The organism is Streptomyces colwelliae (genome assembly GCF_048158785.1).
Taxonomy (GTDB): domain Bacteria; phylum Actinomycetota; class Actinomycetes; order Streptomycetales; family Streptomycetaceae; genus Streptomyces.
On record NZ_JBLTJC010000287.1, the window covers coordinates 1 to 13,517 of the forward strand.

At 69.9% G+C, this 13,517-nt stretch carries 13 protein-coding genes; 11 read left to right on the forward strand and 2 right to left on the reverse strand.

The genetic code is table 11. The features are described from left to right. Positions 1-1,784, forward strand: a 1,784-nt coding sequence (locus ACNFOC_RS39390; RefSeq protein ID WP_416963810.1) for an acyl-CoA dehydrogenase family protein, incomplete at its 5' end; no start/stop codon positions are given. 7 nt (positions 1,785-1,791) lie between these two features. Here the strand turns inward: ACNFOC_RS39390 and ACNFOC_RS39395 are convergent. After that, positions 1,792-2,241: a lamin tail domain-containing protein gene (locus tag ACNFOC_RS39395; RefSeq protein ID WP_416963820.1), complete on the reverse strand. Its 450-nt coding sequence runs from the start codon at positions 2,239-2,241 to the stop codon at positions 1,792-1,794. Positions 2,242-2,429: 188 nt separating this feature from the next. On the opposite strand from ACNFOC_RS39395, the gene dxr reads away from it, so the two are divergent. The 6 genes from dxr (at position 2,430) to ACNFOC_RS39425 (ending at position 9,914) form a co-directional block, all read left to right on the forward strand. Continuing rightward, the gene (gene dxr / locus ACNFOC_RS39400; protein ID WP_416963811.1) at positions 2,430-3,698 is read left to right on the forward strand and encodes a 1-deoxy-D-xylulose-5-phosphate reductoisomerase; all 1,269 of its coding nucleotides are present in this window, start codon (positions 2,430-2,432) and stop codon (positions 3,696-3,698) included. Further along, complete coding sequence (locus ACNFOC_RS39405; RefSeq protein WP_521986212.1) at positions 3,695-4,999, forward strand: M50 family metallopeptidase; 1,305 nt, start codon at positions 3,695-3,697, stop codon at positions 4,997-4,999. Before dxr ends, ACNFOC_RS39405 begins: the two co-directional genes overlap by 4 nt. A gap of 168 nt (positions 5,000-5,167) precedes the next feature. Next, the gene (ispG, locus tag ACNFOC_RS39410) at positions 5,168-6,325 is read left to right on the forward strand and encodes a flavodoxin-dependent (E)-4-hydroxy-3-methylbut-2-enyl-diphosphate synthase (RefSeq protein ID WP_019058785.1); all 1,158 of its coding nucleotides are present in this window, start codon (positions 5,168-5,170) and stop codon (positions 6,323-6,325) included. Between the two features lie 260 nt (positions 6,326-6,585). Further along, the gene (locus ACNFOC_RS39415) at positions 6,586-7,434 is read left to right on the forward strand and encodes a GNAT family N-acetyltransferase (RefSeq protein ID WP_416963812.1); all 849 of its coding nucleotides are present in this window, start codon (positions 6,586-6,588) and stop codon (positions 7,432-7,434) included. A gap of 129 nt (positions 7,435-7,563) precedes the next feature. Beyond that, positions 7,564-8,127, forward strand: coding sequence for a GNAT family N-acetyltransferase (locus tag ACNFOC_RS39420; protein WP_416963813.1), 564 nt, complete (start codon positions 7,564-7,566; stop codon positions 8,125-8,127). A gap of 83 nt (positions 8,128-8,210) precedes the next feature. After that, complete coding sequence (locus tag ACNFOC_RS39425) at positions 8,211-9,914, forward strand: proline--tRNA ligase (protein ID WP_416963814.1); 1,704 nt, start codon at positions 8,211-8,213, stop codon at positions 9,912-9,914. Positions 9,915-10,015: 101 nt separating this feature from the next. Here the strand turns inward: ACNFOC_RS39425 and ACNFOC_RS39430 are convergent, their stop codons facing one another. Then, a complete protein-coding gene (locus ACNFOC_RS39430) occupies positions 10,016-10,432 on the reverse strand; it encodes a hypothetical protein (RefSeq protein ID WP_416963815.1) in 417 nt (138 codons plus the stop codon). A 15-nt stretch (positions 10,433-10,447) separates the two neighbouring features. Here ACNFOC_RS39430 and ACNFOC_RS39435 point away from each other — a divergent pair, with 15 nt between their 5' ends. From ACNFOC_RS39435 to ACNFOC_RS39450, 4 genes are read left to right on the forward strand one after another with little or no spacing between them, the layout of a single operon-like run. Next, positions 10,448-11,425: an FAD:protein FMN transferase gene (locus tag ACNFOC_RS39435; protein ID WP_416963816.1), complete on the forward strand. Its 978-nt coding sequence runs from the start codon at positions 10,448-10,450 to the stop codon at positions 11,423-11,425. Further along, positions 11,422-12,003: a ferric reductase-like transmembrane domain-containing protein gene (locus tag ACNFOC_RS39440; RefSeq protein ID WP_416963817.1), complete on the forward strand. Its 582-nt coding sequence runs from the start codon at positions 11,422-11,424 to the stop codon at positions 12,001-12,003. Before ACNFOC_RS39435 ends, ACNFOC_RS39440 begins: the two co-directional genes overlap by 4 nt. Further along, positions 12,000-13,220, forward strand: a complete 1,221-nt coding sequence (locus ACNFOC_RS39445) for an NADH-ubiquinone oxidoreductase-F iron-sulfur binding region domain-containing protein (RefSeq protein WP_416963818.1) — start codon at positions 12,000-12,002, stop codon at positions 13,218-13,220. The genes ACNFOC_RS39440 and ACNFOC_RS39445 overlap by 4 nt, the downstream gene beginning before the upstream one ends. 2 nt (positions 13,221-13,222) lie before the next feature. Next, positions 13,223-13,435, forward strand: a complete 213-nt coding sequence (locus tag ACNFOC_RS39450; protein ID WP_416963819.1) for a ferredoxin — start codon at positions 13,223-13,225, stop codon at positions 13,433-13,435. Positions 13,436-13,517: the final 82 nt, after the last annotated feature.

The following is a 13,517-nucleotide window of genomic DNA, read 5'->3' on the forward strand; positions in this document are numbered from 1 at the left end:
CCCTCCCGCCCGCCGAGGACGCCCGGCGCGGCGAGGAGTTCCTCGCGAAGCTGCGCGTCTTCTGCGAGACGCAGATCGACGCGGCCCGCATCGAACGCGAGGCGCGCATCCCCGACGAGGTCATCAGCGGCCTCAAGGAGATCGGCGCCCTCGGCATGAAGATCGACACCAAGTACGGCGGCCTCGGCCTCACCCAGGTGTACTACAACAAGGCACTGGCGCTGGCGGGCTCCGCCTGCCCCGCGGTCGGCGTGCTGCTCTCCGCCCACCAGTCGATCGGCGTACCCCAGCCGCTGAAGCTGTTCGGCACGGACGAGCAGAAGGCGGAGTTCCTGCCCCGCTGCGCCCGCACCGCCATCAGCGCCTTCCTGCTCACCGAACCGGACGTCGGCTCCGACCCCGCGCGGCTCGCGACGAGCGCGGTGCCGGACGGGGACTCGTACGTCCTCGACGGAGTGAAGCTCTGGACCACCAACGGCGTCATCGCCGATCTCCTCGTCGTGATGGCCCGGGTGCCGAAGAGTGAGGGCCACAAGGGCGGCATCACCGCGTTCGTCGTGGAGACCGACTCGCCCGGCATCACCGTCGAGAACCGCAACGCCTTCATGGGCCTGCGCGGCATCGAGAACGGCGTCACCCGCTTCCACCAGGTCCGGGTCCCAGCGGCCAACCGCATCGGCCCCGAGGGCGCGGGCCTGAAGATCGCCCTCACCACCCTCAACACCGGCCGCCTCTCGCTGCCCGCGTCCTGCGTCGCGGCCGGCAAGTGGTGCCTGAAGATCGCCCGCGAGTGGTCGGCGGCCCGTGAGCAGTGGGGCAGGCCGATCGCCGACCACGAGGCCGTGGGCGCGAAGATCTCCTTCATCGCGGCGACGACCTTCGCCCTGGAGGCCGTACTCGACCTCTCCTCGCAGATGGCCGACGAGGACCGCAACGACATCCGCATCGAGGGCGCGCTCGCCAAGCTCTTCTCCTCCGAGATGGGCTGGCTGATGGCCGACGAACTGGTCCAGATCCGCGGCGGCCGGGGCTTCGAGACGGCCGAATCCCTCGCGGCCCGCGGCGAGAAGGCGGTCCCCGCCGAACAGGTCCTGCGCGACCTCCGCATCAACCGCATCTTCGAGGGCTCGACGGAGATCATGCACCTCCTGATCGCCCGCGAGGCCGTCGACGCCCACCTCAAGGTCGCCGGCGACCTCATCGACCCCGACAAGTCCCTTCAGGACAAGGCGAAAGCGGGCGCCAACGCGGGCGTCTTCTACGCCAAGTGGCTCCCGAAGCTGGTCGCGGGCACCGGCCAACTCCCGGGCACCTACGGCGAGTTCCGCCACGGCATCGACCTCTCCCGGCACCTTCGCTACGTCGAACGCGGCGCCCGCAAGCTCGCCCGCTCCACCTTCTACGCCATGTCCCGCTGGCAGGGCCGCATGGAGACCAAACAGGGCTTCCTCGGCCGGATCGTCGACATCGGCGCGGAACTCTTCGCGATGAGCGCGGTCTGCGTACGGGCCGAACTCCTGCGCACCCAGGGCGATCACGGCCGCGAGGCCTACCAACTCGCCGACGCCTTCTGCGAACAGTCCCGCATCCGCGTCGAGGAACTCTTCGGCCGCCTGTGGACCAACACCGACGCGATCGACCACAAGGTCGTCAAGGGTGTCATGGGCGGCGCGTACACATGGCTGGAGGAAGGCATCGTCGACCCGTCGGGCGACGGACCCTGGATCGCCGACACGACCCCGGGCCCGTCCAAGGCGGACAACCTCCACCGACCGGTCAACTAGCCCTCGTTCAGCAGTACTTGTCGCTCGGATCCCGCGTCGTCCACGAACAGGTGTCGACCTTGCTGCCGTTGGACTTCGTCAGCGTCGCCGTGTCGCTGGTGTTGTTCCAGACATAGGCGGCACGGCCCTGGTACGTGTTCGCCGCGGTGTCCGAGCCCTTGCCCGTGTGCACCTTGATGTACTTGCCGGCGCCGATCTTGATGTTCTTGAAGACGTATCGGTGGTTCGAGACGTCCTTCAGCACCCACCCCTTGAGCGAGATCGCCGACCCGCTGGTGTTCTTGATCTGCACCCACTCGCCGTTCAGGCTCGTGTTGGACCGGGTGTCCGAGCCCGGGCTGTCGAACCAGACGCGGTAGATCGTGACCCCGCCGGCCGCCTCGGCCGGAGTGCTCAGCAAGGTGCCGGTGAGTATCGCGGCGCCCGCGAGTGCGGGCAGGGCAGCGCGTATCCGCATGGAGAATCCCCCCAGGATGTCGTCCACGCGCCGGTCGTCCACCGGCGCAGGACTGAAGTGTTATCACACGACCTTCACGCCGTATTCACAAAGGGGGATTTCCCTTCAATCACCGACGAGAGCCGATAAGCCACCCGCGCGAGGGAACCGCTGTCCACCCGGGGACCCGTTGCGGCAACAATGGAGGGATGAGCGACAGTCCAGCACCCCTCGCCGACCCACATCTCGTCTACGACCCCGTCGTGGGCGACGGTCCCAAGGCCCTGGTGATCCTCGGGTCCACCGGGTCCATCGGCACCCAGGCCATCGACCTGGTGCTGCGCAACCCGGACCGCTTCCGGGTCACCGCACTCTCCGCGAACGGCGGCCGGGTCGGGCTTCTCGCCGAGCAGGCCCACCAGCTCAGGGTGCGGACGGTCGGGGTCGCCCGCGAGGACGTCGTACCGGCACTGCGCGAGGCGCTCGCCGCGCAGTACGGCGCGGGGGAGCCGCTCCCGGAGATCCTCGCCGGACCGGACGCGGCCACCCAACTCGCCGCCTCCGACTGCCACACCGTGCTGAACGGCATCACCGGATCCATCGGCCTGGCACCCACCCTCGCCGCCCTGGAGGCGGGTCGCGTCCTCGCGCTCGCCAACAAGGAGTCGCTCATCGTCGGCGGCCCGCTGGTGAAGGCGCTGGCCAAGCCGGGCCAGATCATCCCGGTGGACTCCGAGCACGCGGCGCTGTTCCAGGCCCTCGCGGCCGGCACCCGAGCCGATGTGCGCAAGCTCGTCGTCACCGCGTCCGGCGGTCCCTTCCGGGGTCGTAGCAAAGCGGACCTGGCGCGAGTGACCGTAGAAGAGGCACTCGCGCACCCCACCTGGGCGATGGGCCCGGTGATCACGATCAACTCGGCGACCTTGGTGAACAAGGGGCTGGAGGTGATCGAGGCGCACCTGCTGTACGACATTCCCTTCGATCGCATTGAGGTGGTCGTGCACCCGCAGTCGTATGTCCACTCGATGGTGGAATTCACGGACGGTTCGACACTCGCCCAGGCGACACCCCCCGACATGCGCGGGCCGATCGCCATCGGGCTCGGCTGGCCCGAGCGGGTCCCGGACGCGGCGCCCGCGTTCGACTGGAGCAAGGCGTCGACGTGGGAGTTCTTCCCGCTCGACACCGACGCGTTCCCGTCGGTCGGCCTCGCCCGGCATGTGGGACAGCTCGCGGGCACGGCTCCGGCGGTGTTCAATGCGGCGAACGAGGAGTGCGTGGAGGCGTTCCGCGCGGGCGCGCTGCCGTTCAACGGAATCATGGAGACGGTGACACGGGTGGTCGAGGAACACGGGACACCGGCCACGGGAACTTCACTGACCGTGTCGGACGTCCTCGAAGCGGAGACCTGGGCACGCGCCCGGGCCCGCGAACTGACAGCGCAGACGACCACGGCGAACGCGGAGGCGCGTGCATGACAGCCCTGATGATGATCCTCGGCATAGTCGTCTTCGCGGTCGGCCTGCTGGTCTCGATCGCCTGGCACGAGCTGGGGCATCTGTCCACGGCGAAGCTCTTCGGTATCCGGGTGCCCCAGTACATGGTCGGCTTCGGCCCGACCATCTGGTCCCGGAAGAAGGGCGACACCGAGTACGGGTTCAAGGCCATCCCGTTCGGCGGCTACATCCGCATGATCGGCATGTTCCCGCCCGGCCCCGACGGCAAGATCGAGTCCCGCTCCACGTCGCCGTGGCGCAGCATGATCGAGGACGCCCGCTCGGCGGCCTTCGAGGAGCTGGAGCCCGGCGACGAGTCTCGCCTGTTCTACACACGCAAACCCTGGAAACGGGTCATCGTGATGTTCGCGGGCCCCTTCATGAACCTCATCCTCGCGGTCGCGCTCTTCCTCACCGTCCTGATGGGCTTCGGCATCTCGCAGCAGACCAACACGGTCAGCTCGGTCTCCGAGTGCGTCATCGCGCAGAGCCAGAACCGCGACACCTGCAAGAAGACCGACCCGGCCTCACCGGCGGCGGCAGCGGGCCTGAAGGCGGGCGACAAGATCGTCAGCTTCAACGGAGTCAAGACCACTGACTGGAACAAGCTCTCCGACCTGATCCGCGCCACCCCCGGCAAGACGGTCCCGATCGTCGTCGAGCGCAAGGGCCAGGCCCTCACCCTGCACGCGAAGATCGCGTCGAACCAGGTCGCCAAGAAGGACTCCAGCGGCCAGATCGTCCAGGGCCAGTACGTCACCGCCGGCTTCCTCGGCTTCAGCGCGGCCACCGGCATCGTCCGCCAGGACTTCGGCGACTCGGTCACCTGGATGGGAGACCGCATGGGCGAGGCCGTCGACTCCATCGCGGCCCTCCCCGGCAAGATCCCGGCCCTGTGGAACGCGGCCTTCGACGGCGCCCCCCGCCAGGCCGACTCCCCGATGGGCGTGGTCGGCGCGGCCCGCGTGGGCGGCGAGATCTTCACCCTGGACATCCCGCCCACCCAGCAGTTGGCCATGGCTCTGATGCTGGTGGCCGGCTTCAACCTCTCCCTCTTCCTCTTCAACATGCTCCCGCTGCTCCCGCTCGACGGCGGGCATGTCGCGGGCGCGCTGTGGGAGGCGCTGCGGCGGAACCTGGCGAAGGTGCTCAAGCGCCCGGACCCGGGCCCGTTCGACGTGGCGAAGCTGATGCCGGTGGCTTATGTGGTGGCGGGGATCTTCGTCTGCTTCACGTTGCTGGTCTTGGTGGCGGACGTGGTTAACCCAGTGAAAATCTCCTAGTCACCCATAGTTTGTGGCGGCCCGGCATCTTTCCTGCCGGGCCGCTCTCCATTGAGTGGGTTTACGGCCGGGATGTGCTCGGGCCGGCACGGTTGACGTAATCTCGAAGCCTGGAGCCCGCTGTTCCGGGACCGGGGCCTTGATCCACGACTTGGGGTTGCACAGCAGATGACTGCGATTTCTCTCGGCATTCCGTCCGTACCGACCAGGCTCGCCGAGCGCCGCAAGAGCCGGCAGATCCAGGTCGGCACCGTGGCGGTCGGCGGCGACGCGCCGGTGTCCGTGCAGTCCATGACGACGACCCGTACGTCGGACATCGGCGCCACGCTCCAGCAGATCGCCGAACTCACCGCGTCCGGCTGCCAGATCGTCCGCGTGGCCTGCCCGACACAGGACGACGCCGACGCCCTCTCGACCATCGCCCGCAAGTCGCAGATCCCGGTGATCGCGGACATCCACTTCCAGCCGAAGTACGTCTTCGCGGCGATCGAGGCGGGCTGCGCGGCGGTCCGCGTGAACCCCGGCAACATCAAGCAATTCGACGACAAGGTCAAGGAGATCGCGCGGGCCGCGAAGGACCACGGCACCCCGATCCGCATCGGCGTGAACGCGGGCTCGCTGGACGCTCGACTGCTGAAGAAGTACGGCAAGGCGACCCCCGAGGCGCTCGCCGAGTCGGCCCTGTGGGAGGCGTCCCTCTTCGAGGAGCACGGCTTCCAGGACATCAAGATCTCGGTCAAGCACAACGACCCGGTCGTGATGGTCGAGGCGTACCGCCAGCTCGCGGCCCAGTGCGACTACCCGCTCCACCTCGGCGTCACCGAGGCGGGCCCGGCGTTCCAGGGCACGATCAAGTCGGCGGTGGCTTTCGGCGCGCTCCTGTCCCAGGGCATCGGTGACACGATCCGCGTCTCGCTCTCGGCCCCGCCGGTGGAGGAGGTCAAGGTCGGCAACCAGATCCTGGAGTCCCTGAACCTCAAGCCCCGCCGCCTGGAGATCGTCTCCTGCCCCTCCTGCGGCCGCGCCCAGGTCGACGTGTACAAGCTGGCCGAGGAGGTCACGGCGGGCCTGGAGGGCATGGAGGTCCCGCTCCGCGTGGCCGTCATGGGCTGCGTGGTGAACGGCCCCGGCGAGGCCCGCGAGGCCGACCTCGGCGTCGCCTCCGGCAACGGCAAGGGCCAGATCTTCGTCAAGGGCGAGGTCATCAAGACCGTCCCCGAGTCGAAGATCGTGGAGACCCTCATCGAGGAGGCGATGAAGATCGCCGAACAGATGGAGGCGGACGGCATCGCCTCCGGCGAGCCTTCGGTTTCGGTCGCGGGCTGAAGGGTGTGGCGCGGGCCGGAAGGTCTGGGTCGGGCTGCGGAGTCTCGGGGCTGAACCTGTCCGCGCCGGTCCGCACCATCAGCCCGTCCGGCGCTTGAGGACGAGGCCGTCCAGGCCGAAAGCGGGGGGCTGGGGGCGGCAGCCCCCAGAGACGGCGACCTGACCCACCCCGACTGAGAAGCAAGCGGCAACACAAAGCACCGCTCAGCTTCCGCAGGTACAGTGCGGAGATCAGCAGACCTTAGGGTGAGGCCCCGCACGTGTTGACCCAGACCACCTCTCGGGTGCTCGAACCGAGCGACCTGGACGCCGCGCTCGCCGTGCTCGACCGCGAGCCGGTCACGAACGCCTTCGTGACCTCGCGGGTGCAGGTCGCGGGCCTCGACCCCTGGCGGCTCGGCGGCGAGATGTGGGGCTGGTACGAGGACGGCATGCTGACGTCCCTCTGCTACGCGGGCGCCAACCTCGTCCCGATCTGCGCGACACCGCGGGCCGTCCGCGCCTTCGCCGACCGCGCCCGCAGGGCCGGCCGCCGCTGCTCCTCGATCGTCGGCTCAGCCGAGGCGACGGCCCAACTCTGGCGCCTCCTCGAACCCAGCTGGGGCCCGGCCCGCGAGGTCCGCGCCCGCCAGCCCCTCATGGTCGCCGACCGCATGCCCACCGACATCGCCCCCGACCCGTACGTCCGCCGTATCCGCAAGGACGAGATGGACACGATCATGCCGGCGTGCGTGGCGATGTTCACCGAGGAGGTGGGCGTCTCCCCACTGGCCGGCGACGGCGGCCTCCTCTACCAGGCCCGCGTGGCCGAACTCGTGGGCTCCGGCCGCTCGTTCGCCCGCCTGGACGAGTACGGCAAGGTCGTCTTCAAGGCGGAGATCGGCGCGGCGACACCCAAGGCCTGCCAGATCCAGGGCGTCTGGGTGGCCCCCGAGTACCGGGGGATGGGCGTGGCGGCCCCCGCGATGGCATCGGTCCTGCGCTACGCCCTCGCGGACGTCTCCCCGATGGTCAGCCTCTACGTGAACGACTTCAACACCCCGGCGAGAAGGGCGTACTTGAGGGTCGGCTTCCAAGAGGTCGGCGCCTTCATGAGCGTCCTCTTCTGAAACGCGCCAAGGGCGAACCCCCGAGGGGCGCGGGGCTGTGACATGTGCGGCTGGCTCCGCCGCGTGGGCGCGACCAGCCACGTGCGGCCCGCACCCGAACAACAACCGAACCCCCTGTACTCTCCCCACATGCGATTTCCCGGTCACGGTCACCGCCAGCCCCAAGACGTCGTGATCGGCCCCCTGGACCTCTCGGCCCACGTGGACGAAGCCCTGGCCGTACAAGCCCTCGCATTCGGCCTGGGCCCGGACGAAGTAGCGGTACGGCGCCAGATCGTCCTGCGCCACATGACCTACCCCGGCGCCCGCGCCCTCGGCGCCACGACCGAAGGCCGACTCGTCGGGTTCGTCTACGGCATGCCCAACAACCGCACCCACTGGTGGTCCACGGTCGTGGAGCCGTACCTCCGGGCCCGCGACCACGACGACTGGCTCGACCACTCCTTCGTGATCACCGAGCTGCACGTCCACCCGCACTACCAGAACCGCGGCGCGGGCCGTTCCCTGATCACCACCATCACGGACGCCGCCGCCGAACCCCGCTCGATCCTCTCCGCGATCGACACCGACAGCCCGGCCCGGGGCCTCTACCGCTCCCTCGGCTACGAGGACCTCGCCCGCCAGGTCCTGTTCCCGAGCGCCCCCAAGCCGTACGCCGTCATGGGCGCCCCGCTCCCGCTGCGCCACCGGTAGACACCGCTAACCGATTTCCACCGGCACAGCACGCCCGGCTAACCTCCTAGCCATCACCCTTTCCCGGCAGGAGTACAGGAACAATGGCGAACGCACCGGTCCAGCGCATGTCCCAGTTGATGGCGAAGACGCTGCGCGACGACCCGGCGGACGCCGAGGTCCTCAGTCACAAGCTGCTCGTGCGGGCCGGCTACGTCCGTCGCACGGCCGCCGGCATCTGGTCCTGGCTGCCCCTCGGCAAGAAGGTCCTCTCCAACGTCGAGCGGATCGTGCGTGAGGAGATGGACGCGATCGGCGCCCAGGAGGTGCTGCTCCCCGCGATCCTGCCCCGCGAGCCGTACGAGGCGACCGGCCGCTGGGAGGAGTACGGCCCCGAGCTGTTCCGCCTCAAGGACCGCAGGGGTGGCGACTATCTCCTCGGCCCGACCCACGAGGAGATCTTCACGCTGATCGTGAAGGACCAGGCGTCCTCCTACAAGGACCTGCCGGTCATCCTCTACCAGATCCAGAACAAGTACCGCGACGAGGCCCGCCCCCGCGCCGGCGTCCTGCGCGGCCGCGAGTTCCTGATGAAGGACTCGTACTCCTTCGACACGGAGGACGAGGGCCTCGCCAAGTCGTACGCCCTGCACCGCGAGGCCTACCAGAAGGTCTTCGCGCGCCTGGGTCTCGACTACCGCATCTGTGCCGCGACCGCAGGCGCGATGGGCGGCTCGAAGTCGGAGGAGTTCCTCGCCCCGGCCGAGGCCGGCGAGGACACCTTCGCGGACTGTCCGAACTGCGACTTCGCCGCCAACACCGAAGCGATCACGTACGAGTTGAAGCCCGTGGACGCCGCCGGCGTGCCCGCGCTCGAAGAGATCCCGACCCCCGACACCCCCACCATCGAGACCCTCGCCGCCCACCTCGGCGTGGAGGCCTCCGCCACGCTGAAGAACCTCCTCGTGAAGGTCGACGGCGAGATCGTGGCCGTGGGTGTCCCCGGTGACCGTGAGGTCGACCTGGGCAAGGTCGAGGCCCATTTCGCCCCCGCCGCAGTGGAGTTGGTGACGGCGGAGGACTTCACCGGCCGTCCCGACCTGGTGCGCGGGTACGTCGGTCCGCAGGGCCTGGGCGAGAAGGTCACGTACATCGCCGACCCGCGTGTGGCCCCCGGCACCTCCTGGATCACGGGCGCCAACAAGGAGGGCACGCACGCCAAGAACGTCGTCGCGGGCCGGGACTTCGAGGTCGGCGAGTACGTCGACGTCGTGGTCGTGCAGGAGGGCGACCCCTGCCCCAAGTGCGGCACCGGCCTCAAGCTGGACCGCGCGATCGAGATCGGCCACATCTTCCAGCTCGGCCGCAAGTACGCCGACGCCCTCAAGCTCGACGTCCTCGGCCAGCACGGCAAGCCGGTCCGCGTGACCATGGGCTCCTACGGCATCGGCGTCTCCCGCGCGGTGGCCGCCCTCGCCGAGCAGACCGCCGACGACAAGGGCCTGTGCTGGCCCGCCGAGGTCGCTCCGGCCGACGTGCACGTCGTAGCCGCGGGCAAGGCCCTCCAGACCGAACTCGCCCTCGACGTATCGGAGAAGCTGCGCGCGGCCGGCCTGCGCGTCCTGGTCGACGACCGCGCCGGGGTCTCCCCGGGCGTGAAGTTCACCGACTCGGAGCTGATCGGCGTACCGAAGATCCTGGTCGCGGGCCGTCGCTCCGCCGAGGGTGTCCTGGAGCTGAAGGACCGCAGGACCGGCGAGCGCGAGGAACTGACCGTCGACGAGGCGATCGCGCGCCTCACCGCGTAAGCAAGTAGCGCGTAAGCGGCGATCAACGGAGAAGGGGCTTGTTGAAGCCTCAAGCAATTTAAGATTCCTCTCAGAGAGTTCTCGGGAGGCGTATGGGCGCCTCACAGACTTCTCTCAGGCTGGTCCCCGACCGTAGGACGTGACAGAGCGTCACTGCGGAGGGGAAGAGTCATGACAGTCAAGGAGCGTGGGGCCGCTACGGCGGTCCGCAGAGGCAAGCGGCGCATCGCGGCCGCCACGGCGGCGATCACGCTGGCCGCGGCGGCCGGGGTGTTCGCCCTGGTCGGCACGATGCAGTCGGACGCGGAGGCGGACACGACGGCGAGCAGCACCGGCACGACCAGCTCGTCGTCGCCCTCGCCGTCCGCCTCTTCCAACACCTCGTCCACATCGGACAGTTCGACCTCTTCGTCGTCCTCATCCTCCTCATCCTCCACTTCTTCGTCCTCGTCCTCGTCGGACCTCCAGTCGTCCTCGTCCGGCGTGACGTCGTCGTCCGGCAGCTCCACCGACTCCACGTCGGGAGCGTCGTGATGAGCACAAGCACCGCGCCCCCGCGCACGACGGCCGCCGCCGACTGGCGTGCCCTCGGGACCAGCGTCCGGCTGGTCGTCACCGATCCGGCCCTGCTGGACTCCTGCAACCTGCTCCTCGCCCGGCACCTCGCCGAGGTCGACGCGGCGTGCAGCAGGTTCCGTACCGACTCCGAACTGACCGCGCTGGACGCCGCGTTGGGCCGCCCGGTCACCGTGAGCCCGCTGCTCGCCGAGGCGTTGGCGGTCGCGCTGCGCGCCGCCGAGGCGACGGACGGCACGGTCGACCCGACGGTCGGCTCGGCCATGAACGCCATCGGCTACGACCGCGACTTCACCCTCGTCCAGGAGGACGACCGCCCGATCCGGCTCACCGTGAAGCGCGCCCCGGGCTGGCGCACGATCGACCTGGACCGTACGACGGGCACGGTCACCGTCCCGGCCGGCGTCCGCCTGGACCTCGGCGCCACGGCGAAGGCCTGGGCCGCCGACAAGGCCGCCGCGATGCTTGCCCAAGTGGCGGGCTGCGGAGTCCTGGTGAGCCTGGGCGGCGACACGGCCGTGGCGGGGGAGCCCCCGGCCGGCGGCTGGAACATCCGCGTCCAGGACGTCACGGGTTCCGTCGACGAGACGCCCGCGCACGGTACGTACGCCACGATCGGCCTGCGCTCCGGCGGCCTCGCCACCTCGGGCACGGCCGCCCGCCGCTGGCGCAGGGGCGGCTACGAGCTGCACCACATCGTCGACCCGCGCACCGGCCTCCCCGTCCGCAGCCCCTGGCGCACGGTCTCGGTCGCCGCCGCGACGAGCGCCGACGCCAACGCGGCGAGCACGGCGTCCCTGGTCAAGGGAGCGGGCGCGGAACGCTGGTTGACACGCCTGGGCCTCCCCGCGCGCCTGGTGGCACAGGACGGCACGGTCGTCACGACTCCCGGCTGGCCCACCTCCCCGGCGAGGCCCCGGGGGACCGCCGCATGAGCTCCGAGATCCTCTGGTACGCCAACCGCGCCACCGGAGCCGTCTGCCTCGTCCTGTTCACGGTCGTGGTCCTGCTCGGCATCGCGGTCCGCCTGCGCACCCGGCTCCCCGGCCTGCCCCGCTTCGGCACGGTGAACCTGCACCGCACCCTCTCCCTCTCCGCGACCGCCTTCCTGGCGCTGCACATAGCGGTGGCGGTGATCGACGGATACGTGAACATCACCGTCGTCGACGCGGTCGTGCCCTTCGTCTCCGACTACGAGCCGTTCTGGCTCGGCCTCGGCACGGTCGCCCTCGACCTGATGCTCGCGGTCCTGGTCACCAGCCTCCTGCGGGAACGCATCGGACACCGCACCTGGCGGGCGCTCCACTGGCTCGCGTACGCCTCCTGGCCGGTCGCCCTGATCCACGGCATCGGCATCGGCACGGACACCGGTACCGACTGGATGACCTGGCTGACCGTGTCCTGCGTGGCCGCCGTGGTCGCCGCCTTCGGCATCCGCACGGCCCACTCCGCCCGCGAGTCCCGCCGCACCCCCGCAGCCCTGCTCCGCACAGCCGAAGGAGCCCGCTCATGACCACCACGACCTTCACCGACGTCTACATGTCCCCCCGCCTCCTCGCCCCCGGCGGCACCGCGGCCGACCTCTCCACCCACGAACTCCGCTACGGCCCACTGTCGTACGGAGATCCCGACGGCCTGCTGAGAACAGTCGCCGAATCCGGCCTCACCGGACGTGGAGGCGCCGCGTTCCCGACGTACCGCAAACTCGTCGCGGTGGCCGACGCGAGCCGTCGCACGGGCCGCGCACCCGTGGTCGTGGCGAACGGCGCGGAGGGCGAACCGGCCAGCCGCAAGGACAAGACACTGCTCCGCCTGTCACCCCATCTCGTCCTGGACGGGCTCCAGTTGGCGGCCCGGGCGGTGGGCGCGGGGGAGGCGCACCTGGCCGTGGAGGACGGCGCGTCCTACCTGGAATCGGCGCTGGCCCAGCGCGACGACCCGCTCCCCGTACAGGTCGTCCGCCTCCCCAAACGCTTCCTGTCGGGCCAGGCATCGGCGCTGGCGCAGTACGTCTCGGGCAACGCCCCGCTGCCCCGCCACCAGCACCCGCCGGTCCGCGAACGCGGAGTGCGCAAAGCCCCCACGCTCATCCAGAACGTGGAGACCCTGGCCCACCTCGCCCTGGTCGCCCGCTACGGCGCCGACTGGTTCCGCACCGCCGGCACGCCGACCCAGCCGGGCAGCACCCTGTGCACCCTGCATGTCCCGGGCCGCGAAGTCCGGGTGGTGGAAGCCCCGTTCGGCCTCCCCCTGAACCGACTGCTCCCCCTGCGAGGAACATCCGCGGTACTGGTCGGCGGCTACCACGGCACCTGGATCCCCACCGCCGAAGCGGCCCAACGCACGCTCGACGCAGCCGACTTGGGAGCAGGCGTCCTGGCCGTACTCCCCACCGACCGCTGCGGCGTGGCCGAAACCGCCCGCGTCCTGCGCTACTTGGCCCTGCAATCGGCCGGCCAGTGCGGCCCCTGCCTCAACGGCCTCCCGCGTATAGCCTCCGCCTTCCAGACCCTGGCCACCCCCGGCCCCCAGGCCAACACCCGCCAGGACGTCGCCCGTTGGTCCGGCCTGGTGGAGGGCCGAGGCGCCTGCCACCACCCCGACGGCACGGTCCGCCTGGTCCGCAGCGCGCTGACCACCTTCGCCCCTGAACTGGACGCCCACGCAAGGGGTTTGTGCACCGCGAGCGACCCCACCCCCTTGCTCCCGATCCCGAACGAGGCCCACTGACCATGGACCAGAAGATCCACCAGAAGATCGACATCGACTGGACGTCCTGCCAGGGACATGGCCTGTGCGCCGAGTTGCTCCCGGACCACATCACCCTGGATGAGTGGGGCTACCCCTTGGTGGACGGAGCACCGATCCCGCCCCGCACGGCGAAACGGGCGCGCAGAGCGGCCTCAGACTGTCCGGTCCTGGCCCTGAAACTAACGGTGACTTGAAACTGCCGACAACTGGAGCGCCCCTTTAGGGGCGCGGGGAACTGCGCGACCAGCCCCAACGCACCCGCAGACCGAAAACAAC